Source organism: Limnobacter sp. 130, from assembly GCF_902506325.1.
In the GTDB taxonomy this organism is placed as follows: Bacteria; Pseudomonadota; Gammaproteobacteria; order Burkholderiales; family Burkholderiaceae_B; genus Limnobacter.
The window spans coordinates 143,341-168,475 of record NZ_LR732328.1 but is presented as its reverse complement, the minus strand read 5'-3'; the positions used below and the strand labels follow the sequence as shown (position 1 = coordinate 168,475).

Below are 25,135 nucleotides of genomic sequence, written 5' to 3'. Positions count from 1 at the left end.
ATCAGGCTGTGGTGATAATGCCGGAACCGTTTTGCTTGGCAGCCTGCTCTTGAGCTGCGGCCAGGCGTTGCTGGTAAAACTGTTCGAAGTTGATGTCTGACAAATGCACGGGCGGGAAACCTGTGCGGGTAATTAAATCGGCCACGTTGGCACGCAGATAGGGATAGATCATGTTGGGGCACAGAATGCCCAACAGGGGGTCAAACTGATCTTCGGGTACATTTGAAATTTCAAAGATGCCAGCCTGTTTGCATTCAACCAAAAACGCCACTTTTTCGTCGATTTTGGCAGTCACTGTGACTGTTACTTCGGACTCAAAAATGTTTTCGGCCAGGCGCTGTGCGCCCACATCCACAGCCACTTCAATTTTGGGTGGATTCTTTTCCAGGAAAATTTGGGGGGCATTGGGCAATTCCAAAGAAGCGTCTTTGATGTACACGCGTTGCATTTGAAATACTGCTTCTGAATTCTGTTCGGCCATTTGCTGGCTCCTATGGATTGAATGGGTAAAGTAACGAGGCAAGTGCAGGCCGGTTAAACCGCCTGCCCCAACAAAGGCAACAGCTTGCCGACACGATCAAGGTCGAACAGGTCGTCGCAGCCACCCACATGTGTGCTGCCAATGTAAATTTGCGGCACAGTTCGGCGGCCTGTTTCAGCCATCATTTTTTCTTTTTGCGACGGATCCAGATCAACCCGGATTTTTTCAATATTCTGCACGCCACGCTCATTTAACAAACGTTCGGCACGCACGCAAAACGGACACACCGCGCTGGTGTACATACGGACTGAGGCTTGAATATTGCTCATGATTTGCTGACCTGCTTGGTTGCCTTGGGTGTTTTGGTTTTAGGCGCTGCCTCAGCAACGTCTTGCACCTTTTTAACCGGCAAGCCTGCTTCTTTCCAAGCGTTCAGGCCACCATCGAGCACAAAGACGTCGGTGTAACCGGCGGCCTTCAGTACTGTGGCGGCTGCACCAGAACGCGCACCGGTTTGGCACAACACGATCAACGGTGTTTCCTTGGTTTTGGCCAAAGTGCCCGCTTTTTCTTTCAGGTCTTTGATGGCGATTCGTTTTGAATTGGGCACAACACCCGAATTTTTAACGAAATCGTCGTCTCGAATGTCAACCAATACTGCTTTCTTTTGGTTGATCAACAGTGTGGCTTGGGGCACGGTAAGGCGAGTGCCGCCACCTTTGGTTAACAAAGGCCAAATCAACATGAGGCCAGAACCAAAGGCCAAGGCGATGAGCCAACTGTTTTGAATCAGAAATTCCTGCGACATAAATCCTGCAATGAGTGGGTCTTGATGAATTGGTCATTATATCCCCTTGAATCGAGGCTAAAATGGAGGTTTGCCTAATTAGACAGCAAACTTAAAGGCCACAAACATGTACATACTCGTATTGATGCGCCATGGCGAAAGCCAATGGAACCTGGAAAACCGTTTTACTGGCTGGGCCGATGTGGACCTGACCGAGAAAGGTCGCGAAGAAGCACGCAAGGCAGGCGACCTGCTGAAAGCCGAAGGCTACAGCTTTGACGTGGCCTATACCTCTGTGCTGAAACGCGCTATTCGCACCTTGTGGATTGCCCTGGATCAAATGGACCAAATGTGGTTGCCGGTGGTGCACGCATGGCGCCTGAACGAGCGCCATTATGGCGATTTGCAAGGCCTGAATAAATCAGAGACCGCCGCCAAGTTTGGCGAAGAACAGGTGTTGATTTGGCGCCGTGCTTATGCAATTGCACCCAACCCACTGAAAGTGGACGATCCCCGTTTTGCTGGCAAAGACCCACGTTACGCCAAGCTAAAGCCTGAGGAAATTCCATTGACCGAGTGCCTGAAAGACACGGTTGACCGTGTAATTCCCCTGTGGAAAGACGGCATTGCACCTGCCATCAAGGCTGGCCGGAAGGTATTGATTGCAGCCCACGGCAATTCATTGCGCGCGCTGATCAAGTACCTGGACAACCTGAGCGAAGAAGACATTTTGAAGGTAAATATTCCGACCGCTCGCCCCTTGGTGTATGAGCTGGATGAAAACCTGAAGCCGATTCGCAATTATTACTTGGGCGACCAAGCCGAAATTGAAGCAGCCATGGCTGCCGTAAAAAATCAGGGAAAGGCCAAGTAAGCACAGGTGCGAAACTATTCCAGGTTAATTTTTTGTACAGGCGGGGGAATTGGCGCTTTGGTGCTCATTCTCTCCCTGACGTCCGCCCAGCCCGCCTGGGCACAGAGCGGCCTTCGCGACCCGGCGGGCGCAAAGCAGGAACGCGACGAGGTACGGCGCAAACTGGATGCATTGAAAAAAGAGATCAATGAAACCAGCGGCGAAAAAAAGCAGGCTGCCAAGTCGCTTGACCTGCTTGAACAGCGACTTGAAAAAACCCAAACCCGTTTAAAAGCCCTTGACGAAGATCGGGATGCGCTGGAAACAGACATCAAGAAGCTTGGCCAGGAGGAATCGCAGCTTCAGAAAGACCTGGAAAGTACGCAAGCGCGCTTGGCCGAGGTGATGCGCAACCAGTACCGCAGGGTGGAAATTAACCCGACGCAAGCCTGGTTGGCTGGAAAGTCGGCCAGCGAGGCTGCACGGGAAAGTTATTGGTACGAACGCATTTCAGCCGCAGAGCGTGATTTGGCGACCCAACAGGCCGCCCAAGCCCGTGAACTGCAGGCGATTCGGCAGGGTCTTGAGAAAAAACAGGACCGGCTTGAAAACACGATTGCCGACCAAAACAAAAGCCAGCGGGAGCTGGTTGCACAGCGCGAGGAACGCAATCAGTTGATCGCGGACCTGAGCTCGAAGCTGAAAAACCAGGAGCTTGAACGCAAGCGCCTGCAACGGGACGAGGCTCGATTAAGCAACGTGATTACCGAGCTGGCCCGCGCCATTGAAGAGGCAAAACGCAAGCAAGCCTTGGCTGCGCAACAGCAAAAACAACAGGGGCAGTCAGGAAATACAGCCAAAACACCGAGTAAACCGGATTATTCTTCCCCGCCCCCCATGCCCAGTACGGGTGAGTTTGCAAAACTGAAAGGGCGACTGGTGTTACCTGTGCAAGGCACTGTGGCGGGGCAATTCGGCCAGACAAGGTCGAAAGACGGGCAAGGTCCGTCCTGGAAAGGAATTTTCATTGCCACCGAGGCCGGGCAAGCAGTTCGGGCGGTTTCGGCGGGCCGGGTCGTGTTCTCGGAATGGCTGCGCGGTTTTGGTGAAATTGTGATCATTGACCATGGCGACCAGTTTTTGAGCGTTTATGGCAACAATGGTAAATTAATGAAAAGATCAGGGGATTCCGTTAAAGCGGGTGACACCATTGCTGAAACTGGCAACAGCAGTGGTAATCTTGATACAGGTTTATATTTTGAACTAAGGCATCAGGGACAACCCTTCGATCCTGTTTCGTGGACCAAAGGTCGGTAGGCATTATGCGTCAAAAATTGCGTCAAATCAGTTTGGTATCAGTCGGTGTAGTGGCCGGCGTGTTGGTCAGCGTTGGAATCAGCGCAGTGGCCCAACGGCAGCAGCCCGAAGCGCTGCCCTTGAGTGAGCTACGCCAGTTCACCGAAGTTTTTGGCGCGATCAAAAGCTTTTACGTAGAGCCCGTGGGCGATGACAAGCTGTTCAACGGCGCGATCAGCGGCATGGTGGCCAACCTGGACCCGCATTCCAGCTACCTGGACGCTGAGGCTTTCAAGGAATTGCGTGTAGGCACGCAAGGTGAATTTGGCGGCTTGGGCATTGAAGTGGGCACCGAAGACGGCTTTGTGAAAGTGATTTCGCCAATTGAAGACACTCCCGCCGCAAAAGCGGGCGTGAAAGCCGGCGACTTGATCGTGAAGATTGACGACAAACCGACAAAAGGCATGAGCCTGTCCGACGCCGTTAACCTGATGCGCGGCAAACCCAAAACCGAAATTCGCCTGACCTTGCTGCGCAAAAATGCAGACAAACCGATCGAAGTGAAGATTATTCGCGACGTTATTCGGGTGCAAAGTGTGAAGTCGAAAATGCTGGACGATGGCATTGGGTACGTTCGCATTACCCAGTTTCAGGAACACACCGGCGAATACCTGGTGAAGGCAATTAACACCCTGCAAACCAAAACCCCCATGAAGGGCTTGGTACTCGATTTACGCAACGACCCGGGTGGCTTGCTTAACGCTGCAGTCGGCGTTAGTGCGGCCTTTCTTCCCCAAAATACCTTGGTTGTATCCACCGATGGCCGCACCGAAGATTCTCAGCGCAAGCTGGTGGCCGGGCCCGAGGACTACTTGCGTGGCCGGGAAAAAGATTATTTGAAAGAACTCAGCCCAATCGCCAAAACGGTGCCGATGATTGTGGTGGTGAATGGCGGCTCGGCCTCGGCTTCTGAAATTGTAGCGGGCGCCCTGCAAGACCACGGCCGTGCCAAAGTGCTGGGAACCCAGACTTTCGGCAAGGGCTCGGTACAAACCATTTTGCCGCTGAACAACAACACGGCCATCAAGTTGACCACTGCACGCTACTACACACCGAGCGGCCGCAGTATTCAAGCCAAGGGCATTGAACCCGATTACGTGGTCACTGAAACCCCCGAAGGCGACATTGTTGAACGCGTTCGCGAGGCCGACCTGACCCGCCACTTGAGCAACGAGAAGGGCGAGGAAACGCCAAGCTCGAAAGGCTCAGACACCAACAAAAACGCGGACATGAAGCCAATCGTTTTTGGCGACAAAGACGACTACCAGCTACAACAAGCCTTGAATTATCTAAAAGGCAAGCCTGTTGTGCAAAACCGCAAGGCTGCTCAAACCGCCAACGCAGGCAAGTAAGAAGCAGCCCGGCATGGAACTGCGCGACCTGAATGACGAGGAGTTACTTCGGTACTCCCGTCATATTCTTCTGGATGAAATCGGTATTGAAGGGCAATCACGCATTGCCGGTGCCAAGGTGCTGGTGGTGGGCGCAGGCGGACTGGGATGCCCCAGCGCCCTGTACCTGGCCAGTGCGGGCGTGGGTACCATTTACATTGCCGATGACGACGAGGTCGACCTGACCAACCTGCAACGGCAGGTGTTGCACACCACTGCCCGTGTTGGCATGGCCAAGGTTGAGTCCGCAAAAACCCACCTGAATGAACTCAACCCTTGCAGCACTATCGTGCCCATTGCCCACCGCCTTGAGGGCGAGGAGCTGGAGCAACTGGTTGCGAAGGTCGATGTGGTGCTGGACTGTTGCGACAACTTTAAAACCCGCCATGCAGTGAACCGCGCCTGCGTGAAGTTTGGCAAGCCCTTGGTATCGGGCGCTGCCATTCGGCTGGACGGTCAACTGGCCGTGTTCGAATTGAATAATCCTGAGGCGCCGTGCTACCACTGCCTGTTTCCGGAAGGTGACGATGTTTCTGAGGTTCGCTGCGCCACCATGGGTGTGTTTGCCCCCCTCACTGGCGTAATCGGCACCCTGCAAGCCAGCGAGGCACTGAAAATTCTGGCTGGTTTTGGTCAACCCATGTACAGCACCCTGCAAATTTACGATTCGCGCAGCTGCGAGTTCACCAAAATGAAAATTCGCAAAGACTCCAAGTGCGGGGTTTGCAGCCAGTAGAACGTTGGACCAGCTAAAATTTTGCGGTGCGAATTGCTTCAAACTGGCGTATCCGATGTTTGACTTTGCCAGTGAGCTGCCGGGGTTTGAAACCCAAGCCCGGAAAGGTGATCCAGCTGGTCTGAATACCGTGCCTTGCCGCTTGTTGCAGGTGTCCAAAGGTGTCATCGACCAGCATGGCCCGCTTGCCCTTTAATTTGCTTTTCAGGTTTGGCCAAAGTATGGCGGCGGGCTTGGGCCGCCAGGTTTGATGAACCACCATGTCTTCGATCGCGACAACGGCGTGTAGATGTTTGTACAAACCCATTTCCTTGCACAATGCAACGGCATAGGCGCGGGGTGCGTTGGTCAGCATGATGCGCAGGCCCGGCAGCTTGGCCAGGCGATGGGGAACGCTGCCGTGGCGAGAACTGAGTTTTTTCAAACCCTCGAAATGGTGTGTGCTGGCCAGAAAATGGTGGGGATTTGTCTTGTGATGGCGCATCATGCCCAACAGGGTTGCACCATAACGAAGCCAGTAACGGGTGCGTAACTCGCTGGCTTCTTGGTGGTCCAACTCCAGGTGCTCGGCCAGATAGCGTGTCATTTGCCGGTTGATCTCGGGCAGAATGTGGGTAGATGCATGATGAAGGGTGTTGTCCAGGTCGAGCAAATACACTTTGCCGGACAAACCTGCATGGGGACGACGAATATAACGAATGCGCAAAACGAATGAACCTGAAGTTAAGTTTTCATCCTGAATTTTGTCAGGACACCTTGTGCCATTCTGACACCGCCCTGCGGTGCGGTCTAGACAACAACTGCCCACCCGAGTTGCTGGTCAACCTGAGCCGGCTGTCTGCCTTGCTTGGGAGCATTCAGCGGTCCCTGAATATTGGTCATGGTGCGTTAAAGATCAACAGTGGTTTCAGGGCTGAAGCCCTGAACGAGAAGGTAGGTGGTGTGCCCAATTCGCAGCATTGCATGGGCCTGGCGGCCGATGTGATTTGCCCTGAATTTGGTAGCCCCTGCGATTTGGCCTTGGCAATTGCACAATTGCCATGTGAATTTGATCAACTGATTCTGGAATATGGCAAATGGGTGCATGTATCGGCTGCGCCTTTGGGCCAGGAACCCAGGCGGGAATGCTTGAGCATTTTCAGCAAAGACGAAGGTTATCTGGAAGGTATTGTGAAGCGATGAACAACTTAAGAAAAACAACATTCAAAATGACCTTGGCTGCATTGCTCAGCATGGGCTTTGCAAGCGGCACTTGGGCTGCCGATGCAAGTTGCAAAGGCATGGGAAAACAGGTGATTGACTCGGACCTGCGCTTTTCACTGACCCACAGCCAAATCCCCGGGGAACTGGCAATAAGCACCCACAAAATGCGTGTGGCTGGTACGCAATACAAACTGCAGTCGACTTCGCAGGCAAAAGGTTTTTTGGCCTTGCTTTATTCAGGTCAACTGACTCAAAAAAGTGAGGGGCTTGTTGATTCGCAATTGGGCTTGACCCCCTTTTACTATGCTGAACAACGCGGCAAAAAACCGGTTGCCGAAAGCATGCTGAACGCAGAAACCCAGCAGGTTGTGTTCAAGCGCAACGGGGAATCTGCACCCTACGAGAAAGGCCTTCAAGACCGAATCAGCATGATTTATCAAATTTCAGCGCGTTTGCGCTGCAATGCAGACCTGAATATCGGAGACACCCTGGAAATGCGTGTGATGAGCACGGGCCGGGTTGCCAAGGAAGTGTTTGTGCTGAAAAAACTGGAAGACCTGACATTGGACCTGGGCAAAGGTGAGCGCAGGGTCAGCACGCTGCAATTTGAGACCAAACCCGAAGAAGCAGGCGACGAAACTGTGCGCATTTGGTATGCCAAAGATTTGAAGTGGCAGCCCGCAAAAATCGAAATTCAGGACGCTGATGGCAAGGCTTTGACTCAAACCTTGATTTCAATAGGCTCTTAGCCGTTCGCAGGCACGCGTCGAAGCAAATTGGGGTCGGCGCCAAGAATCGGCAAGTTCACTTGATGGCGTTGACCACTGCGCCGCATGACTGCGAAGGTTGGCCCCACCTCTTCGAGAGTCCAGCCATTGGCAACTTCATCGCCCACACGCTTTGACTGTGCGGGCTGACCTTCAATTGACATGACAGCGGCACCTTTGCCTTCGCTGTTGGCAAAAATACCCAACAAATTCACAGAGGGTGGTGTCAAACCGCCCGCGGTCTCGACACCCATTAACCGTGCTTCCGGGGACTGGTCTATTTGATATTTCGCTGAGGCCTGTGCGGGCACAGCGGGTGCGACCACAGGCGCAGGCGCAAACAGTTTAATAAGCACCCACACCGCCAAGCCCACGGCACCTAGCCACAACACCATGCGCAAAGCCTGAACAAGCCTTGGCGATAAGCTGAATTGGGCAACCGGGGTTTTCAATGCAAGTTTCATGGGGCAAAGTGAAGTGACATGCTGAAAAGTATCATAACCTGCGAAAAGGCAGAAATTCAAAAAAAAACCGGACAACCCGCAAGGGTGCCCGGTTTTTAAGCCATGCTTCAAGGGTTGTCGGTGATATGAATCACCCACACCAGCAGTATGCTCATGCAAGAACACCTACGAAAGACCCTATTTACGTGACAAAGATAATGGTTTTACTGGTTACCCGAAAGCAAGGGGGTTGTTGTGCTGGTGGCAAGGGTGGGGCGGGCTGCTGTCAAATATTCATAAAATAGGTGTAACCTTCGACAAGGATAATTCTGGATCTTCTCTACGGTTGTATATGAAAAAACTAAATTCGCTTCAAGGCAAAAAATCAAACAAGGGTTTTACCCTGATTGAAATCATGGTTGTGGTCGTTATTCTGGGAATTCTGGCAACGCTGGTGGTTCCGAAGATCATGGGACGCCCTGACGAGGCCCGCGCTGTTGCGGCCAAGCAAGACATTGCGTCCGTTATGCAGGCGCTCAACCTGTACCGCCTGGATAACAGCCGATACCCCACCACGGAACAAGGCCTGCAAGCTTTGGTTACCGCCCCCACCACAGAACCAGTGCCACGCAACTACAAACAGGGCGGCTATTTGTCTCGTTTGCCGGTTGACCCATGGGGCAGCAGCTACCAGTTTTTGAGCCCGGGCATTAACGGTGAAGTGGATGTAATGAGCTTTGGCGCAGATGGCAAGGCCGGTGGCGAGGGCGTGAATGCCGACATTGGTTCCTGGAGCCTCTAAGCAGGGTTTTACCCTGCTTGAACTGCTGGTGGTGATCGTCGTTTTGTCGATCGCCGCTGGGCTTATTGTAGTGCGCGGTACCCCTGGCGACTCCAATTACCTGGAGTCAGACGCCAAGAAACTGGCACAGCTTCTTCGGATTGCGCAGCAAGAATCTCTTCTGAAATCCAAAGACATCCGTTTTGTTGCGGGCGATGAGGGCTATGCCTTCGAGGAATTCACGGGCAGCCGCTGGGTGCCTGTGACGACCGAACCCCTGTTGCGGCCGCGCCAGTGGGACAACGGCCCTTTTAAAGCAACCTTGATCAACGAGGGACTTGAAAACCGCTTTCTGACCCTGGAAAGCCAGACAGGCCTAAAACGCCAGGCCATTGTTCTTCAACGAAACGAGGTACAGGTGGTGCTAGAAAGCCAGGCCAGTGGCGTGTTCAAGGTGGGCAAACCCATCAGGGTGTTGAACCGGAACAACCAGAACCCATGAAGCAGCAACGCGGCTTTACCTTGATCGAAGCACTGGTGGCCATGACCATTATTGCCGTCGCCTTGATCGCATGCCTGAAAGCCGCTGGCAACTTGAACATTCAGCAAGATGAAATGATCAAGCGGCAGTATGCGCAATGGAGCGCGAAAAATGCGGCCAACTTCATTCGCGTGTCAGGCGTTTTTCCCAGCGCCCAAACCGCACAGCACACCTGCCCGCAGGGCAATTTCCGTTTTGTGTGTCGGGTCGACATTTCCAATACGCCCAATCCAAATTTTCGTCGGGTCGAAATTCAGGTTCTAGACGCATTTGAAGGCGACAAGGGCAACCAGTTGGCTCGTTTGGTGATTTTCTTGAGCAGTGCGCCATGAGCAAGCAAAAAGCCCAAGGCTTTACGCTACTCGAGGTACTGATTGCATTGGGAATCGTGTCGGTGATTTCGATTTTGTCCTGGCAGGGTTTGCAGGAAGTACTCCGCTCGGCCGGCCGGGTGACTGCTGTGGATGAACAGGTGCAAACCGTGACAGCCGTGTTTTCCCAATTGGAAAAAGACCTTGCTGCCCTTGAATTGACACTGGAGGGCCCCACGCCCGAGGGCGATTTGATTGAGGTGACAGGCAACGGCTTGCTCATTCAGTTTACCCAACGCAACACCAGCGAACCTGCCTATCGTGAACGTGTGGAATGGGTACTCGACGGCGCCACGCTGTTGAGAATTGCCCGCCGCCCGTCCAACCCAGACCAAGCATCAGTTAGCGAACCCATTGCCACCCGGGGCATGCAAGTGCGCTTGTTACGGGAACCGGGTGGCTGGAGCAGCCCAGTGGTGTTTGGCAACCATGTGGTGCAGGAACGCACCGACCTTGAATTGCAGGGCCCTGCATTGCAGTTGAACACCGGCACGCCAACAGCCCAACCCCCTGCAGGGGATGATGGTGAGAACCCCGGAACGCCTGGCACGACGACAGGACAGGCTTTACAAAGCTTGGTACGGGCCGTTGAAATCAGTTTGACACAGCCCAACAACCAGGTGGTTACGCGGGTATTTCTGACAGGTGGGGTGTATTGATGCAACACGCGCTACAAACCAGGCAACAGGGCGCCGCAGTGGTCATGGCACTGTTCATTGTGGTGCTGTGCACCCTGGCAGTGAGCCCGTTGATCTGGAATCTGTTTGCAACCGCCAAAACCATTTCAGTGGCTGCCGCCCGAGACCAGGCGGATGCTGTGAGCCGCAGTGGCGTGGACTGGGCCCGAGTTATTTTGCGTGAAGATGGCAGGGTGTCGACCACGGACACGCTGACCGAACCTTGGGCAGTTCCACTGGCTGAGAGCCGCATCAATGAAGGCTTGATGCGCAAAGAAGAAAATGCGACTGACGTGGATGACCGCGAGGTGGTGTTGACAGGCCGAATTGAAGACGCGCAGGGCCGATTCAACCTGCGCAATCTGGGCGCTGACAATTCCCGCCAAAAGACCTGGCTGGCGGGCTTTACCAAGCTAAGCGACCTGCTCAGTGTGCCCGCAGACCAGCGCAATTTGTTGGTACAAACCTTAAGCACCATGTTCATGCCCAAGCTGGCCAATCCTGAAGAACAGGGCATTGATCCAAACGCGCTGCCCATTGAACCTGCTTTGCGGTGGGAGGAGTTTCGGGGCAAGTACGGCATTTCAGAAGACACATGGAATCAGCTTCGCCCCTATGTGGTGATTTTGCCCCAGGCAAGCCAGGTGAATGCCAATACTGCATCTGCCGAGGTGCTTTACGCGGTAGTAGAAGAGATGAGTTTTAGCGATGCACAACGGTTGCTGGCTCAACGTGAAAGGGTCACTTTCCGCAATGTGGCGGATATTCGGGCTGCCTTGAATGCGAATGTGACCATAAACAATGATTTAATAACCGTGAGCAGCAATTTCTTCCTGGTGGAAGGTACTGCACAGGTGGAGGAGGCGTTGATTCGAACCCGGGCCCTGCTCGAGCGACGAGACCAGCGCGTGTATGTGATGTGGAGACAATAATTGAATAACAACCAACCCTTGTTGGTGATTTGGTGGCCCAAAGCCCTGGACCAAACCCGCGCGGAAGAAGAAGGCCGCATGATTCGGCTGCGCTATGAAGTACTGGCCAGAAATGGCGACAAACTGCACGGTGGCGAAGAAGCGCTGAACAAACTGCCGAAAGACCTGCCCTGCCTGGTGCTGGTCAACCCCACAGAAGTGGGCCTGTTTGCCGTGGTACCCCCAAAATTGAGCGGCAACAAGCTGAAAGAGGCATTGCCTTTTCTGGTCGAGCCCTACCTGTTGAACGAGCCAGAGGAAAACCATGTAAGCCTTTGGGCGAACCTGCCCAACCACACTGGCGGTGCGAAGTTGGCTGCCGTGTTGGGAAAAATCCGGGCACGCAGCATTGTGAGTGCCTGCGCACAACAAAAGTTGAAGTTGGCCGGGCTGAGTTGTGAGACTTTGCGGGAACGCACCGGCAGCGAGGGGGCCGCCTGGTTGAGTGGGCAGGATTTCATTTTGCTCGACGGCATCGACACGCCACTGTTGACTCCCGCTGCCCAACCGGCGGTATTGAAGGTAATGCTGCAACGCCGCCTGCAACTGCTGGGTTCCCCAGTGATTGAGTTGAACAACACCGACTATGCCTGGCTTGGCACGCAGGTCGACGGCGCCTTGGGCGAAAATAAAATTCGGGCTGCGGAACGCGCGCCCACAGAACCATTGCCCCGTTTGCTGAACAAAAGTTTGCTGAATGCAGATGAACTTCGCAAAATGGGCATGCGCCCCATGGCGAACCAGGCGGGTCTTCGTAAACTGCTTGCACCAGCCTTGGTGCTATTGCTTGTGGCAGTGCTGGGCTTGAATGCACTGGCCTTCAAGGTTGAAAGTGCCAATGCCGCAATTGAAGCCCAAATTGCCGAAAGCTATGCGCAAGCACTGCCCAACACACCCATGGTGGCTGACCCCTTGTTGTTGATTGAACGTGAGAAACGCAACCTGAACGCCGGGCTCGACACCAGTAACGCCCAAGGTGCAAGCGCCCTGCTACACGAGGTGGGCTTGGCCATGGAGCAGGCGCCGTTTAACAGCATGGTCGATTTTGCCTGGGCTGAGAACACACTGAATGTTCGGTTCAATGCCAATATTTCCGAGGACCAGCAAGGCGCGGCCCTGCAAAAACTGAAAGCGCGAAGACTGGACGCAAAGTGGTTGATCGGTGCTCAATCCAATTTGCCTGTGTTGCAGGTGAAGAAGGGGGTTGCGCGATGAAACCAAATGATTTGCTGAACAAGGCACAGGCCCAACTCGACCAGCTCAATGGCCGCGAACGAAAACTGGTGACTTACGGCGGTGCACTTGCTGCCGTGTTGATTGCCTGGTTTGTTTTGATTGAACCCGCCTTGCTGACGGTGCAACAAGGGCCCGCCAATCAAGCAGCACTGGTGGACAAAGCCGGCCAGGTAATGCGTGCCGCCCAAGACCTGGATGCGCTACGCGGTGCAAGATCGCGCGTGGTGGTGCCAGAAAGCGATTTGCAAGCCCGCCTGCAGCAACTGCTGGAGGAACAAGGAATTGCTGAGCAAACCACACTTGTTCGCACCGAAGAAGGTGACATTCGTGTGGAGTTCAACAATGTGTCGGCCAGCGGTTTTCTGGCCTGGCTGTCGCGGGCAGAATCTATTTCAAGCATCAACATGAACGTGGCTGAAGTGGAAAAGCCGGAAGCAGGTGTACTGAAAGGTTATGTCACCTTTCTGCCAGCCGCGCAGGGAAATACGGGCACGCCGCGATGAAGCTTTGGCGTAGCGGGTGGCCATTTGTATTGCTTGCCCTGGTGGTGCTGGTTTGGAATTACCCGGTGTATGCGATATCCGACAACATTGAGTCGGCCAGTGGCGGCAAGGTGCGTGTGTTGAGTAGCAGTGGCTCCGTGTGGGCCGGGAAAATGCAATTGGGTCTTTCTGATGGTTCCCGCTTGTACTCGATACCCGAGCCTGTGCAGTGGCAACTCAAGATTGGGCTTGACGGAAACTGGCTTGCAATCGCCATCGAGCATCCAAAATTCGTGCAACCTTTGCATCTGGGATTCAATGGCGCAGGTATTACTGTGAAAGGTGGCGAACTTCGCTTGCCCGCAGCCTGGCTGGGCGCAACCGGGGCGCCATTCAATACCATTCGACCCGAGGGCCTGTTGCAGTTAAGCTGGCTTGACTGGGAAAGTGGCAAGGCAGTAAATGCCACCTTGAAATGGCTGGACGCACAATCCGCGCTAGCCAGCATCAGGCCCTTGGGTGAATATGTCATCACCGTGACAGGAAACCCTGATACAAGAATAGACATGACACTGGCGACCGCCAAAGGCCCCTTGATGTTGGAGGGAACTGGCCAGTGGACAAACGGACAACGATTTGTATTCAATGGGTATGCCAGTGCACAAGAACGCAGCAAAGACGCGTTGACTGGATTGCTCAGCCAGATGGGAAGACTTGAAGGCGATCGCTATCGCTTGGGTGTATTTTGATGAAAGAAGCAAAAATAAAAGGAACAGTGAGCTTGAACACTGCACGCATGGGACAAATGAAACGCTCGCTTTTGAGTATTGCGCTGGCTTCTATGGGCCTTGGGTTGGGTGTTGCAGGCCATGCACAAAACCTGAGCCTGCAAAGCACGGCACGGGTGCAAAACAGCCAGGAAGACAAATTTGCATTGAACTTTGTGAACGCCGACATTGACGCCGTGGTGCGTGCAATCGGCTCGTTTACCAATCAAACCTTTGTGGTGGACCCGCGTGTACGTGGCACCATTTCCCTGGTTTCACCTGAACCCTTGAGTGCCGCAGATGCGAAAAATGCCCTGTTGGCAGCGCTTCGCCTGCAAGGTTTTACAATTGTAGAAAGCGGCGGTGTGGCACGCGTATTGCCCGAGAACGATGCAAAAGTACAGGCTGAAAGCGTGGACCCACGCAAGGCCATGAACCAAAGCGGCAATGCCATTGTGACCCAGGTTTTTCAGTTGAACTATGAATCGGCCACGGCACTGGTACCCGTGCTGCGCCCGCTGATTGCACCGAACAACACCATTGCGGCCTACCCCAATAACAACACCCTGGTGATCACCGATTACGCAGACAACCTGCAGCGAATCGCCCGCATTATTGCCAGTATCGATGGCCCCTATTCTGGCGACCTGGAGGTGGTGCCCCTTGAACACGCGCTGGCTGTGGACCTGGCAGCGATCCTGGCCCGCATGCTGGACGAAGGAAACCGGGGAACCGGTGCGGCAGTGGATGCTGGCCAACGTTTGTCAGTGATGGCAGACCCACGCACCAATTCACTGCTGTTGCGCACACCCAGTAAGGCACGCTTGAATTTGGCCAAAGCCCTGATTGCCAAACTGGATCAACCCACGAAGCAGCCCGGCAATGTGTGGGTGGTTTACCTGAAAAACGCGGAAGCCGCCAAGTTGGCCAAAACATTGCAGGCGGTACTAAGCAGCAGCCCGATTTCCGACAACAGCTCGTCTGGCCTGAGTTCGCAGTCCAGTGGCGGCCTGGCCGGTGGGCTGGGCGACTCATCAAACAACAGCACCCGCAACATCACCAACGGCAGCCCAGGCCTGGGGGGCGGAAGCAGTTTGGGTTCCTCACTGGGTGGCGGCACGTCCAGCGGACAACTTAGCGCGGCTTCAGGCAATGTGGACTTGAACAACGGTGGCATTGTGCAGGCAGATCCGTCGACCAACTCGCTGATCATTACCGCGCCTGAACCGATTTATCGCAACCTGCGTTCGATTATTGAGAAACTGGATGTTCGCCGCGCGCAGGTGTTTGTGGAGTCACTGATTGTTGAAGTGTCCACCGACAAAGCAGCCGAGTTCGGCATTCAGTTTCAAGGCCTGTCGGGTGTTGGAAGTGACGGAGTCAGTGTAATTGGTGGAACCAACTTTAACGCACCCGGCTCGGGCAGCAATATCTTGGGTGCAGCTGCCAATTTGGGATCAGTGGGCCGAGGCTTGAACATCGGGGTTATTGATGGGCAAGTGAATATTCCCGGCATTGGCACCATTTCCAATTTGGGCTTTTTGGCCCGCGCACTGGAAAGCAAAGCCAACGCCAACATTCTTTCAACGCCAAATATCCTGACGCTGGACAACGAAGAAGCCAAAATCGTGATCGGCCAAAACGTGCCTTTCATTACCGGGCAATTCACCAACAGCGGTGGCAACGGCGCCACGGTCAACCCGTTCCAGACCATTGAGCGACAAGACGTGGGCCTGACCTTGCGTGTAAAACCGCAGGTGTCGGAAGGCGGTATCGTGAAGCTGGGTATTTTTCAGGAAGTCAGTTCGGTGGTAGACAGCACCAATGTGTCGGGCATTATCACCAACAAACGGTCCATTGAAAGCAATGTGCTGGTTGAGAGCGGCAACATCATTGTGCTGGGTGGCCTGGTTGAAGACCGGGTAACCGGCAACGAGGAAAAAGTGCCAGGCCTGGGCGATGTGCCTGTACTGGGGCAGTTTTTCCGCTACGACAACCGGCGCCGCCAGAAAACCAACCTGATGGTATTTTTGCGCCCCGTGGTGGTTCGCAATGAAGACCAGGCCCAAAGCATTGTGACCAACCGATACGATTACATGCGCCAGTTGCAACAAGAGAACCAGCCCGAGCGCCGGTTTGGCTTACCGAATATGGAAGCGCCTGTGTTGCCAAGCCGCCGCCCGGCCGATGTGGCACGCCCCAACTCAGTGGCCCCGGCGCAGAACAATGGTGATTCCATCAACCTGACGCCCAGCAACCGGATTCTGGTGATTCCGCGCGCGGCTGAAAGCAGCAGCAACCCCGATGTGGGTTCAAATGGTGGGCGAATCGTTCGTGGTGGCACCAATGGCAACAACACGGGCTCTAGCCCGGGCACCGCGCCCAGCGGGGGTAACAAGCCTTGAGTGAGTTGCGCTTCAACCCACAAACTGTTGGCCGCCTGCACTATGGTTTTGCGCGTCAAAACCAGGTGTTGTGCCTTGATGCACATGCCGAGCAATGGCGCCTGGCGTTTAGCCCGCGCACGCCCAGCCATGCACTGATTGAAGCGCAACGCGTGGCGCCCTGCCCTATTGACTGGGTGTTTTGCGAAGACGCAGTGGTGCTGGAAAAAACAATCAATCAGGCCTATTCCAGCCAGGAAACAAGTGCGGCAGCCGTGGCCGATGAAGTGGCTGGCGACCTGGACCTTGACCAGTTGATGCAAGACATTCCCGCGGTTGAAGACCTGCTGGAAACCGAGGACGACGCACCGATTATCCGGATGATCAATGCGCTGCTGACACAAGCCAGCCGGGATGGCGCATCCGACATTCACATTGAAGCGTTTGAGACGCATTCGGCTGTGCGATTCCGCGTGGATGGTACGTTGCGCGATGTGCTGCAACCTCGCCGTGAATTGCACTCGGCGCTGATTTCCCGCATCAAGATTATGGCCAGCCTGGATATCGCCGAAAAACGCCTGCCCCAAGACGGCCGCATCACCCTGCGCATTGGCGGCAAACCCATGGACGTGCGGGTTTCTACGCTGCCCACAGGCCATGGCGAACGCGCAGTGCTGCGCTTGCTTGACAAAGAAGCGGGTCGGCTTGAACTGAGCCGCCTTGGCATGCCCGAGCACACCTTGAAAGAAATGGACCGCCTGTGCAATATGCCGCACGGCATCATTTTGGTAACTGGCCCAACGGGTTCCGGTAAAACCACCACACTGTATGCGGCACTGTCGCGGATCGATTCTTCCACCACCAATGTGATGACCGTAGAAGACCCGGTGGAATACGATTTGCCCGGCATTAGCCAAACCCCGGTGAATGCCAAAATCGACATGACCTTTGCCAAGGCCTTACGCGCGATTTTGCGCCAAGACCCGGATGTGATCATGATTGGTGAAATCCGCGACCTGGAGACCGCACAAATTGCGGTACAAGCCTCGCTGACCGGCCACTTGGTTTTGGCCACCTTGCACACCAACGATTCGGTCAGTGCGGTAACCCGCCTGGTCGACATGGGTGTAGAACCCTTCTTGCTGTCTTCAAGCCTGTTGGGCGTGTTGGCCCAGCGCCTGGTGCGCAGGCTTTGCCCGAATTGCAAAACAAGCACGGTAGATGAACAGGGCCACACCCACTGGCATGCCAACGGTTGCGACCAATGCGGGCACACCGGTTACATTGGCCGCACCGGCGTTTACGAACTCTTCACCATCGACGATGAATTGCGCACCATGGTGCACAATGAAATTTCAGAAGCAGAAATGCGCCAGCGTGCGCAGGCCAAAGGCATGAAGAACATGCGTGAAGACGGCCAACGCTGGGTTGAAGGCGGCACCACCACGCTTGAAGAATTGCTTCGAGTGACGCGAGACTAAAAACCCATGGCAGTTTTTCGATACGAGGCGTTAAACGCCCAAGGTAAAACAGTCAAAGGCTCGATGGAAGCCGATTCCCCTCGGGCTGCGCGCAACCAAATGCGCATGCAAGGCATGACACCCATTGAAGTCGTTGAGGTGGGCAGCGCCAAAATGACCGGCAAAAAAGCGGGCCGCTTTGATCGGGAATTGAGCAACCGTGAAGTGGTGCTGATGACCCGCCAACTGGCCAGCCTGTTGCAAGCCCGCCTGGCGCTGGCGCAAGCCTTGGCCGCACTGGTGGAGCAGGCTGAAAAACCCCTGATTCGTGAACGCATTAACAGCATTCGTTCCGAGGTTGTTTCCGGCACACCACTAAGCCAAGCCTTGGCGCAGTACCCGAAAGCCTTTCCCGAAATGTACGTGGCCACTGTGGCCGCTGGCGAAAATACCGGCGACCTGGGCGGCGTACTGTCCAAACTGGCCGACGCACTGGAGGCTCGCCAGGCTTTGCAGCAAAAAGTAAGCGCTGCATTTATTTACCCGGCAATTGTTACCTTGGTCGCCTTGATGGTGGTGATCGGCCTGCTGACCTATGTGGTGCCGCAAGTGGTGTCGGTGTTTGAAAACAGCAATCAGGAATTGCCGACAATCACCGTGGTGATGATTGCGCTGTCGGATCTGCTGCGCGATTGGGGCTGGTTGATGGCTTTGATCATTGCGATCGCTGTTTACCTGTTTCGCAACGCACTGAAAAACAAAGCCTTCAAACTAAGATTTGATGAAACGGTGCTGACTATTCCTGTGGTGGGGCCCTTTATTCGTGCAGTGAATACAGCGCGCCTGGCCTCAACCCTGTCCATTTTGGTGGGCAGCGGCGTTCCCATTTTGAAGGCACTGGCTGCCGCCAACCGCACATTGGGTAACAGCGCCTTGCAACTGGCCATGGTCGATGTACAAGAGCGCGTGAAAGAAGGCAGCGGCCTGAGCAAAGCCATGGGCAAAAGCGGTTTGTTTCCGCCCGTGCTGACCCATCTGGTCGCCAGCGGCGAGGCCACCGGGCAACTGGCTGCCATGCTGGAACGTGCCTCGGAAAGCCAGCGCACCGAGGTAGAACGCAAGGCCATGTGGCTGACCAGCCTGATGGAGCCCATACTTATTTTGGTGATGGGCCTGATTGTGTTATTGATTGTGCTGGCGGTGATGATGCCGATTATTGAAGTCAACCAACTGATCCAATGAACATACAAAGCCGAACAGAGATTGGACAAGAGATCATTCGCGTCATGCTGGTCGACGACGATGACCGAATTCAGCAAGCACTGCGACTGGCCATTGAAACCCACCCTGAGTTGCACCTGGTCGGTCAGGCCTATACGCTAAGGGAAGCCATGGCCGTGGTCAACGAATTGCAACCCGAGGTGGTGCTGGTTGACCTGGGCTTGCCCGATGGCAGTGGCCTGGAATTGATTGCCCACATTCACCAACACATGCCCGGCTGCGAAAGCATGGTGCTGACCGTGTTTGGTGATGAATCACATGTTATTTCCAGTATCGAAGCCGGGGCCACAGGTTACCTGACCAAAGACACACGCACTGCCGACATTCTTGATCGATTGAAACAACTGCGCGCGGGTGGATCACCGATTAGCCCGGTGATTGCACGGCGACTGCTGAACCGTTTTCGCGGCGTGTCCACCCCAGACCAACTGCCTACCAGCAAAGCCACGGTGAATCACGCATTCACACCCTTGTCAGAGCGGGAACAGCAAGTGCTGGAAATGGTGGCCAAGGGTTTCATGCAAGCGGAAATCGCCGACCTTCTGGGCGTATCCATCAACACCATCAGCACCTACGTCAAACGTATTTACAAAAAGCTGGCAGTGAATTCCCGCACTAGTGCGGTTCATCGCGCCAACGCTTTGGGTTTGATCAATCTGAAAGACTGCTGAAACAATGGCGAGCGCACCACTGACGCCCACATACAACTGGGCAAAACGACTTGCTTTGTTTTATGCATTGGCCATGCTGATTGCACTGTGTGGCGCGGCCGTGCTGTATTACCAAATCGCCAAAGCCACGCCAACCGATCCCAGTGCCATTGAATTAACCATGGCACGCTTCGCCGCACACACCGACTACCAAACCGCGCCACCTGCGCACTTGGCCACCGCACCCGTGGTACAGCTGCCCCACAGAATTGACAACATGCTGCGGGGCCCTGGCGGATTTTACTGGTATGAGCTGGATTTCGATGTGTTACCCGAGAGTCGTATTGAGGCGCTGTACATGCCGCGCTTTGCCATGAATGCCGAGGTGTACCTGAATGGTGAGCGCATTGGGTTTTACGGCCCGATGACCGGTGAGTTTGCCGAGCGAAACTGGAATCGCCCGCAAATAGTGAACCTTGGGGCCAATGTACTAAAGCTGGGGCAAAACACCCTGGCCATTCAAGTGCGCGCCTTTCCCGACTACCTGGCTGGCTTGTCCACCATTTGGCTCGGCTCCGATGAAAACCTTCGCGAAGCCTACCGTTCGCGTTACGAGGTGCAGGTGACTTCGGTCTACCTGAGCACCGCCTTTGTGTTGGGTGCCGGCATTGTGCTGACCATACTGATCGGTATGGGCAAAACCCGCAGCGGACTGCTCATGCTGCTTGCCGCCACCTGTTTTCTGTGGGGCATTCGGAACCTTGCATTTCTGACCACCGTGCCGCCATTTGAACACGGTTTGTGGATCCAGATTACCCAAGGCGGATTGTTGGTATTTGCCAGCACAATTGTATTGCTGATACTGCTTTACTGCCGGGTGCCCAAACAAAGGCTGGAATGGAAAATATGGTGGGCTTACTCCCTGAGTTTTCCGGTGTTGCTCATCATCAATGAAAACTGGGCGCTGCGCCTGGTGGGTTACTACGGCATTCTCGGTTTGTGCATGTACAGCTGGAACGTGATACTGCTGGTGCGGTACGGAAACAGCAAACAATCCCTGGCGCCGCACGCTTTCGGATTCGGTTTGCTCTGCTACATGGCCCTGAGCACCTCTGACCTCCTGTTTCTCGCGGGAATTCTTCCATTCGACGGTTATTTTCTGAACCAATACATGGGCATTGCCATGTTTTTGGCCATGAGCTACTTCTTGATTGATCGCTACAGCGGTTTACTGGCTGAATCCGACAGCTTCAATGAAACGCTGCAAAACAGGCTAATGGAACGCGAAGTCGAATTGGCAACGCAGTACCTACGCATGCAGAAAATTGATGAAGAGAAAGTAAAAATGGCCGAGCGCCAACGCTTGATGGCCGACATGCACGATGGCCTGGGGGCCCACCTGGTGGCTGCAATTCACCATTTGCAGTCCTCCAACTTCAATCGGAAAAACACCTTGAACCTGCTTGAATCCGGATTGCGGGATTTGCAGCTAACAATCGACTCGCTGGAACCGATTGAACAGGACCTCACCACCCTGCTGGGCGCTTTTCGCTACCGGATCGCCGACAATATGCGCAGTGCAGGCATACGGCTGCATTGGGTGATTGATGAAGACATACCGCCCATTCCTTACCTGGATGCCCGCAACTGCCTGCATGTTTTACGCATTGTTCAAGAGATTTTTACCAATATTTTGAAGCATGCCAATGCCAGCGAAGTCAGCCTGCATGTTTCCAGGGGACCAAAATATGTGGGTGTTCAGATTCAAGACAACGGCGTAGGATTTGTGCTGGAAAGAAGCCAGCATGGCAGGGGCCTTAAAAACCTGAAACAACGTGCGGCTGCTTTGGGTGGCAGTATCGAAATGACCACCGAAGCTGGGCAAGGTACCCGCTTTCTGCTCAGATTACCTTTGGACACTTAAACCGGCAAATCATGAACGCGCGAGACCTTGATCACTTTGAAGCCAAGCCAATCGGCGTGATCTTGGTCGAGGACGAACCGGCCACGCAAGACCACTTGGTCCGTGTGATCGACTCCTCGCCACAAATGAAATTGCTGGGTGTGGCCAGCTCAGTTCAGGACGCGTACTCCCTGTTGTTCATGACCAACCCAAAGGTAGCCCTGATTGACCTGGGCTTACCGGACTCATCGGGCATTGAAGTCATTGAATGGCTAAGCAAACACAAACCCGAAACAGAATGCCTGGTGATTACCGCTTTTGGTGATGAAGACCATGTGGTGAGAAGTCTTGAGGCGGGTGCAAGCGGCTACCTGCTGAAAGATTATTCAAACGACGAGTTGATTGAGCACATTCTTGAAGTGGCCAACGGTGGCTCGCCCATCAGCCCCTTGATTGCTCGGCAGTTGCTGTCAAAAATGCAAACGGCACGGCCTGCAGAAAACAACTTTGCACAAGCAAAAACCGGGCAGGATGAATCACAAAAAGCCTGCAGTATTACAGACCGGGAATTGAAAGTAATTCAACAAGTAGCCCGCGGTTTCACTGCGCAGGAAATTGCAGCGCAAATGGGAATTTCTACCCACACAGTGGCCACCCACGTGAAGCGTATCTACAAGAAGCTGCACGTGCACAGCCGGTCTGAGGCGGTGTATGAAGCCACCCTGTTGGGGCTTCTTGACCTTTGAGTCCGAATCCGGAAATCACTGATCGCCTGTTTTCCTGGCGTTTCTCCCTTCTTTTTCTGCTCACCCTGGCAGTGGCCTTGTGGGGAACATTCAAAGCCCCGTTACCCGCCTTGGGCAACGCCAACACCGAACAACAAGCCCATTTGTTTGAACAGGCCAAAGTGCTGTTCTCAAGCGACGCCACGCTTAGCGCTGCAGACGTCATGTCGCTGAATACGAAAAAAACCGTGGTGCTACCCGACTCTTGGGATGTCACCCAACCCGGGTTTGAAGGGCAAGGCTGGTATCAAATTGATTTTCAGCTTGATCCGGATAAACCAGCCCCCGATTCTGTATTCATGCCCAAGGCCATCATGAATGCCCACGCCTACCTGAATGGCCACTGGATCGGCGGACTGGGCACCCTGGAAGGTGAGATTACCCGGCACTGGAATTACCCTTATCTGTTTCAGTTTTCACCCGACCTGCTCACCCCCGGCAACAACACCCTGTTGATTCAGGTAGCGGGCTACAAGAACTACCGCAGTGGTTTGGGCCGGGTTTGGATGGGGCCTCGGCAATTGCTCGAACCCATGTATGAATCGTCATACCGGTGGCAGGTCACTGGATCCATGCTGGCCACCCTTGTGGCTTTTGCCAGTGGTCTGTTGCTGCTGGTGTTCGCGAGAATTTTTCGGGAACAGGAAGGTTTCTTGTTCTTGAGTCTTGCCGTGATTGTATTTGCCGTTCGCAACACGGGCTATTTCATGGACTGGATTCCCCTACCCCATGCACAGTGGGGCCAGTTGGTGCACAGCCTGCATGCCTGGTTTGCCTGTTTGTACGGGCTATTCCTGATTCGCTACATGCACCTGGGCTGGATCTGGATTCCCAAGGGTCTGCTGGCTTACGCAGTGGCGGTGTCGCTGATTACCTTTGCTGCGGGTAGCGATCAAATCCTGAACTTCACCTTTTGGCTGTTGCTGCCGGTCATTCCTGTGGTGTTTATATTGAATGTGCTGTTGTTGAGCCATTCCTGGCGTACACGCAATTTTGAAGGGGCCATTCTGGGTTGCAGCTCCCTGTTGTTTGTACTGCTCAGCATTCGTGATTTGGCCACCATGCTGAACTTGCTGCCGATTGAGTCAATCCTGTTGTCGCAGTACACCGGCATTTTGCTCTTTGTATCAGCCTGCTGGATTATTTTCAGGCGCTATCGCGCTTTGTTGCAAGAACTGAAAACCTCCAACGACTCGCTGAATTCCGAGTTGGCCATTCGCGAACAGCAGCTATTTCGCCAATTCAATTTACTGCGAAAAATTGAGCAGCAACGCGCACAAGACGACGAACGCCGACGAATCATGCAAGACATTCACGACGGCGTGGGTTCCAGTTTGGTGTCAGCCCTGAACCTGAGTGAGACCAAGCCATTGGGTCAGGATGAAATGCGCGATGTGCTGCAGGAATGCCTGGACGATTTGCGTATGGCGATTGATTCGCTTGATCCCCAAAGCGATGATTTGCTTGCCCTGCTGGGCAACTTCCGGTGGCGCTACGAGCGCCGCCTGAAAGCCAGCGGCGTGAACTTGCTGTGGAGTGTCGCGGACATTCCAAAACTGGAAGGTTACAGTTCTCGCGACCTGTTCGATTTGCTGCGAATAGTGCAGGAAGTTTTCGCAAACAGCCTGAAACACGCCAAAGCCAACAAAATTGAATTAAGTGTTCGGTGGGCTGAAACCGAGGACAAGGTGTTATTGAACATTAGCGACAATGGCGTGGGCATGCCCCACAACACGCTGGGCCGTGGGCGCGGCCTTGCTCACATGAAAATTCGGGCCAAAGCCATTCGCATTGAACTTTACACCGGGCGAAACAGCCAGGGGCAAGGCGTGGCAGTGTTCATGGCCATTCCTAGATTGCGCAAAAAATAGGTCGGTCTGGCGACGCGCTTTACGTTTGCGCTTCTGGATTCAGCTTGCTCCACACCGCACGGCCAGCACGGCTTATGTAGGGCTTGCCGATACTGCCGGAAATCCATGCGCCGGTTTGCACCAGCTTGTTCAGGTTCAGACCGGTTTCAATCCCCATTCCCTGCAACAGGTACACCACGTCTTCAGTGGCTACGTTGCCGGTTGCCCCCTTGGCATACGGGCAGCCACCCAGCCCGGCAATTGAGCTGTGGAATGTTGAAACACCCAACTGCAAGGCTGCCAAAATATTGGCCAAAGCCTGCCCGTAGGTGTCGTGAAAATGACCTGCCACATGTTGCAGCCCCACGCTGTAGCCAACGGCTTCAAACACCTGGCTAACACGCAAGGCCGTGCCCACACCAATGGTGTCGGCCACATCAAATTCTTGCACACCAATATCGCGAAGCCGCAAGGCCACATCGGCGGCGCTTTGAACGGGTACTTCGCCTTGGTAGGGGCAACCCAGTGCGCAGGAAATGGAACCGCGCAAATGAATATTGTGTGCGCGCGCCAGTTCAGCCACGGGTTTGAATCGCTCAATGCTTTCTGCAATGGTGCAGTTGATGTTTTTTTGAGTGAATGCCTCAGACGCAGCGGTGAACACCACCGCCTCTTGCACACCCGCCTCGATGGCAGCTTCCATGCCCTTCAGGTTCGGCACCAAGGCAGAATAAGACACGGTACGTCCCTGCAACTCGGTCATGGCTTGCAGCCCTGCCAACACATCGGCACCATCGGCCATTTGTGGCACCCATTTTGGCGACACAAAAGCCGCAGCTTCCAGCCGGCGAATACCCGCCTCAATCAACTGTTTGCACAGCTCCACCTTGATTGCGGTGGAAATGGGCGTTTTTTCATTTTGAAGGCCATCGCGGGGGCCCACTTCAACCAAGGTCACTTGGGCTGGAAGTTTGATCAT

At 54.3% G+C, this 25,135-nt stretch carries 27 protein-coding genes; 21 read left to right on the top strand and 6 right to left on the bottom strand.

Features of this window, described 5'->3' with window-relative positions:
- Position 1: 1 nt before the first annotated feature.
- From secB to FRIGORI9N_RS00765, 3 genes are read right to left on the bottom strand one after another with little or no spacing between them, the layout of a single operon-like run.
- The gene (secB, locus tag FRIGORI9N_RS00775; RefSeq protein ID WP_159568014.1) at positions 2-481 is read right to left on the bottom strand and encodes a protein-export chaperone SecB; all 480 of its coding nucleotides are present in this window, start codon (positions 479-481) and stop codon (positions 2-4) included.
- 53 nt (positions 482-534) lie between these two features.
- Positions 535-810: a glutaredoxin 3 gene (gene grxC, locus FRIGORI9N_RS00770; RefSeq protein ID WP_159568013.1), complete on the bottom strand. Its 276-nt coding sequence runs from the start codon at positions 808-810 to the stop codon at positions 535-537.
- A complete protein-coding gene (locus FRIGORI9N_RS00765; protein WP_159568012.1) occupies positions 807-1,289 on the bottom strand; it encodes a rhodanese-like domain-containing protein in 483 nt (160 codons plus the stop codon). Before FRIGORI9N_RS00765 ends, grxC begins: the two co-directional genes overlap by 4 nt.
- Before the next feature lie 106 nt (positions 1,290-1,395).
- On the opposite strand from FRIGORI9N_RS00765, the gene gpmA reads away from it, so the two are divergent.
- From gpmA to FRIGORI9N_RS00745, 4 genes are read left to right on the top strand one after another with little or no spacing between them, the layout of a single operon-like run.
- Positions 1,396-2,142: a 2,3-diphosphoglycerate-dependent phosphoglycerate mutase gene (gpmA, locus tag FRIGORI9N_RS00760; protein WP_159568011.1), complete on the top strand. Its 747-nt coding sequence runs from the start codon at positions 1,396-1,398 to the stop codon at positions 2,140-2,142.
- A 60-nt stretch (positions 2,143-2,202) separates the two neighbouring features.
- Entirely contained in the window at positions 2,203-3,438 is a 1,236-nt protein-coding gene (locus FRIGORI9N_RS00755) for a murein hydrolase activator EnvC (RefSeq protein WP_236550768.1), read from the top strand.
- A gap of 2 nt (positions 3,439-3,440) precedes the next feature.
- Positions 3,441-4,829, top strand: coding sequence for a S41 family peptidase (locus FRIGORI9N_RS00750; RefSeq protein ID WP_371717155.1), 1,389 nt, complete (start codon positions 3,441-3,443; stop codon positions 4,827-4,829).
- A gap of 28 nt (positions 4,830-4,857) precedes the next feature.
- Entirely contained in the window at positions 4,858-5,604 is a 747-nt protein-coding gene (locus FRIGORI9N_RS00745; protein WP_159569523.1) for a molybdopterin-synthase adenylyltransferase MoeB, read from the top strand.
- Positions 5,605-5,617: 13 nt separating this feature from the next.
- Here FRIGORI9N_RS00745 and FRIGORI9N_RS00740 read toward each other — a convergent pair whose 3' ends face one another.
- On the bottom strand, positions 5,618-6,310 hold the full coding sequence (locus FRIGORI9N_RS00740; RefSeq protein WP_159568009.1) for an HAD family hydrolase: 693 nt from the start codon (positions 6,308-6,310) through the stop codon (positions 5,618-5,620).
- Between the two features lie 5 nt (positions 6,311-6,315).
- Here FRIGORI9N_RS00740 and FRIGORI9N_RS00735 point away from each other — a divergent pair, with 5 nt between their 5' ends.
- A complete protein-coding gene (locus tag FRIGORI9N_RS00735) occupies positions 6,316-6,786 on the top strand; it encodes a D-Ala-D-Ala carboxypeptidase family metallohydrolase (protein ID WP_159568008.1) in 471 nt (156 codons plus the stop codon).
- Positions 6,783-7,556 (top strand): DUF3108 domain-containing protein, encoded by a 774-nt coding sequence (locus FRIGORI9N_RS00730; protein WP_159568007.1) that lies wholly within the window; start codon positions 6,783-6,785, stop codon positions 7,554-7,556. The genes FRIGORI9N_RS00735 and FRIGORI9N_RS00730 overlap by 4 nt, the downstream gene beginning before the upstream one ends.
- Here the strand turns inward: FRIGORI9N_RS00730 and FRIGORI9N_RS00725 are convergent.
- Positions 7,553-8,038 (bottom strand): type II secretion system protein N, encoded by a 486-nt coding sequence (locus FRIGORI9N_RS00725; RefSeq protein WP_159568006.1) that lies wholly within the window; start codon positions 8,036-8,038, stop codon positions 7,553-7,555. The two genes, FRIGORI9N_RS00730 and FRIGORI9N_RS00725, sit on opposite strands and share 4 nt — an antisense overlap.
- 331 nt (positions 8,039-8,369) lie before the next feature.
- On the opposite strand from FRIGORI9N_RS00725, the gene gspG reads away from it, so the two are divergent.
- Genes gspG through FRIGORI9N_RS00650 form a run of 15 tightly spaced genes read left to right on the top strand, consistent with a single transcriptional unit; the run spans position 8,370 to position 24,177 of the window.
- On the top strand, positions 8,370-8,819 hold the full coding sequence (gene gspG / locus FRIGORI9N_RS00720; protein WP_159568005.1) for a type II secretion system major pseudopilin GspG: 450 nt from the start codon (positions 8,370-8,372) through the stop codon (positions 8,817-8,819).
- Positions 8,791-9,300, top strand: coding sequence for a prepilin-type N-terminal cleavage/methylation domain-containing protein (locus tag FRIGORI9N_RS00715; protein ID WP_159568004.1), 510 nt, complete (start codon positions 8,791-8,793; stop codon positions 9,298-9,300). The genes gspG and FRIGORI9N_RS00715 overlap by 29 nt, the downstream gene beginning before the upstream one ends.
- Complete coding sequence (gene gspI, locus FRIGORI9N_RS00710; protein ID WP_159568003.1) at positions 9,297-9,671, top strand: type II secretion system minor pseudopilin GspI; 375 nt, start codon at positions 9,297-9,299, stop codon at positions 9,669-9,671. Before FRIGORI9N_RS00715 ends, gspI begins: the two co-directional genes overlap by 4 nt.
- On the top strand, positions 9,668-10,369 hold the full coding sequence (locus FRIGORI9N_RS00705) for a type II secretion system protein J (protein WP_159568002.1): 702 nt from the start codon (positions 9,668-9,670) through the stop codon (positions 10,367-10,369). The genes gspI and FRIGORI9N_RS00705 overlap by 4 nt, the downstream gene beginning before the upstream one ends.
- Entirely contained in the window at positions 10,369-11,319 is a 951-nt protein-coding gene (gene gspK, locus FRIGORI9N_RS00700; protein ID WP_159568001.1) for a type II secretion system minor pseudopilin GspK, read from the top strand. The genes FRIGORI9N_RS00705 and gspK overlap by 1 nt, the downstream gene beginning before the upstream one ends.
- On the top strand, positions 11,320-12,573 hold the full coding sequence (gspL, locus tag FRIGORI9N_RS00695; protein WP_159568000.1) for a type II secretion system protein GspL: 1,254 nt from the start codon (positions 11,320-11,322) through the stop codon (positions 12,571-12,573).
- On the top strand, positions 12,570-13,097 hold the full coding sequence (gspM, locus tag FRIGORI9N_RS00690; RefSeq protein WP_159567999.1) for a type II secretion system protein GspM: 528 nt from the start codon (positions 12,570-12,572) through the stop codon (positions 13,095-13,097). Before gspL ends, gspM begins: the two co-directional genes overlap by 4 nt.
- Positions 13,094-13,825 carry a type II secretion system protein N gene (gene gspN, locus FRIGORI9N_RS00685; protein ID WP_159567998.1) on the top strand — a complete coding sequence of 244 codons (732 nt, stop codon included), beginning with the start codon at positions 13,094-13,096 and terminating at the stop codon, positions 13,823-13,825. Before gspM ends, gspN begins: the two co-directional genes overlap by 4 nt.
- A 26-nt stretch (positions 13,826-13,851) precedes the next feature.
- Complete coding sequence (gene gspD / locus FRIGORI9N_RS00680; RefSeq protein ID WP_236550831.1) at positions 13,852-16,248, top strand: type II secretion system secretin GspD; 2,397 nt, start codon at positions 13,852-13,854, stop codon at positions 16,246-16,248.
- A complete protein-coding gene (gene gspE, locus FRIGORI9N_RS00675; RefSeq protein WP_159567996.1) occupies positions 16,245-17,708 on the top strand; it encodes a type II secretion system ATPase GspE in 1,464 nt (487 codons plus the stop codon). The genes gspD and gspE overlap by 4 nt, the downstream gene beginning before the upstream one ends.
- A gap of 6 nt (positions 17,709-17,714) precedes the next feature.
- The gene (gene gspF / locus FRIGORI9N_RS00670; protein ID WP_159567995.1) at positions 17,715-18,929 is read left to right on the top strand and encodes a type II secretion system inner membrane protein GspF; all 1,215 of its coding nucleotides are present in this window, start codon (positions 17,715-17,717) and stop codon (positions 18,927-18,929) included.
- Entirely contained in the window at positions 18,926-19,639 is a 714-nt protein-coding gene (locus tag FRIGORI9N_RS00665) for a response regulator transcription factor (protein ID WP_159567994.1), read from the top strand. The genes gspF and FRIGORI9N_RS00665 overlap by 4 nt, the downstream gene beginning before the upstream one ends.
- A gap of 4 nt (positions 19,640-19,643) precedes the next feature.
- Complete coding sequence (locus FRIGORI9N_RS00660; protein WP_159567993.1) at positions 19,644-21,542, top strand: ATP-binding protein; 1,899 nt, start codon at positions 19,644-19,646, stop codon at positions 21,540-21,542.
- Positions 21,543-21,553: 11 nt separating this feature from the next.
- Positions 21,554-22,267, top strand: a complete 714-nt coding sequence (locus FRIGORI9N_RS00655) for a response regulator transcription factor (protein WP_159567992.1) — start codon at positions 21,554-21,556, stop codon at positions 22,265-22,267.
- Entirely contained in the window at positions 22,264-24,177 is a 1,914-nt protein-coding gene (locus FRIGORI9N_RS00650; protein WP_159567991.1) for an ATP-binding protein, read from the top strand. The genes FRIGORI9N_RS00655 and FRIGORI9N_RS00650 overlap by 4 nt, the downstream gene beginning before the upstream one ends.
- Before the next feature lie 19 nt (positions 24,178-24,196).
- On the opposite strand, the gene FRIGORI9N_RS00645 is transcribed toward FRIGORI9N_RS00650, so the two are convergent.
- Positions 24,197-25,132 carry a hydroxymethylglutaryl-CoA lyase gene (locus tag FRIGORI9N_RS00645; protein ID WP_201301434.1) on the bottom strand — a complete coding sequence of 312 codons (936 nt, stop codon included), beginning with the start codon at positions 25,130-25,132 and terminating at the stop codon, positions 24,197-24,199.
- Between the last annotated feature and the right edge of the window lie 3 nt (positions 25,133-25,135).

What these genes read in the sequence shown, in the direction of transcription:
- FRIGORI9N_RS00765 (WP_159568012.1), bottom strand. Translation starts at nt 1,289, where the DNA reads ATGTCGCAGGAATTTCTGATTCAAAACAGTTGGCTCATCGCCTTGGCC.
- secB (WP_159568014.1), bottom strand. Translation starts at nt 481, where the DNA reads ATGGCCGAACAGAATTCAGAAGCAGTATTTCAAATGCAACGCGTGTAC.
- FRIGORI9N_RS00665 (WP_159567994.1), top strand. Translation starts at nt 18,926, where the DNA reads ATGAACATACAAAGCCGAACAGAGATTGGACAAGAGATCATTCGCGTC.
- FRIGORI9N_RS00735 (WP_159568008.1), top strand. Translation starts at nt 6,316, where the DNA reads ATGAACCTGAAGTTAAGTTTTCATCCTGAATTTTGTCAGGACACCTTG.
- FRIGORI9N_RS00725 (WP_159568006.1), bottom strand. Translation starts at nt 8,038, where the DNA reads ATGAAACTTGCATTGAAAACCCCGGTTGCCCAATTCAGCTTATCGCCA.
- FRIGORI9N_RS00730 (WP_159568007.1), top strand. Translation starts at nt 6,783, where the DNA reads ATGAACAACTTAAGAAAAACAACATTCAAAATGACCTTGGCTGCATTG.
- gspG (WP_159568005.1), top strand. Translation starts at nt 8,370, where the DNA reads ATGAAAAAACTAAATTCGCTTCAAGGCAAAAAATCAAACAAGGGTTTT.
- gspF (WP_159567995.1), top strand. Translation starts at nt 17,715, where the DNA reads ATGGCAGTTTTTCGATACGAGGCGTTAAACGCCCAAGGTAAAACAGTC.
- grxC (WP_159568013.1), bottom strand. Translation starts at nt 810, where the DNA reads ATGAGCAATATTCAAGCCTCAGTCCGTATGTACACCAGCGCGGTGTGT.
- gspI (WP_159568003.1), top strand. Translation starts at nt 9,297, where the DNA reads ATGAAGCAGCAACGCGGCTTTACCTTGATCGAAGCACTGGTGGCCATG.
- gspK (WP_159568001.1), top strand. Translation starts at nt 10,369, where the DNA reads ATGCAACACGCGCTACAAACCAGGCAACAGGGCGCCGCAGTGGTCATG.
- FRIGORI9N_RS00655 (WP_159567992.1), top strand. Translation starts at nt 21,554, where the DNA reads ATGAACGCGCGAGACCTTGATCACTTTGAAGCCAAGCCAATCGGCGTG.
- FRIGORI9N_RS00705 (WP_159568002.1), top strand. Translation starts at nt 9,668, where the DNA reads ATGAGCAAGCAAAAAGCCCAAGGCTTTACGCTACTCGAGGTACTGATT.
- gspN (WP_159567998.1), top strand. Translation starts at nt 13,094, where the DNA reads ATGAAGCTTTGGCGTAGCGGGTGGCCATTTGTATTGCTTGCCCTGGTG.
- gpmA (WP_159568011.1), top strand. Translation starts at nt 1,396, where the DNA reads ATGTACATACTCGTATTGATGCGCCATGGCGAAAGCCAATGGAACCTG.
- FRIGORI9N_RS00715 (WP_159568004.1), top strand. Translation starts at nt 8,791, where the DNA reads ATGCCGACATTGGTTCCTGGAGCCTCTAAGCAGGGTTTTACCCTGCTT.
- gspM (WP_159567999.1), top strand. Translation starts at nt 12,570, where the DNA reads ATGAAACCAAATGATTTGCTGAACAAGGCACAGGCCCAACTCGACCAG.
- FRIGORI9N_RS00660 (WP_159567993.1), top strand. Translation starts at nt 19,644, where the DNA reads ATGGCGAGCGCACCACTGACGCCCACATACAACTGGGCAAAACGACTT.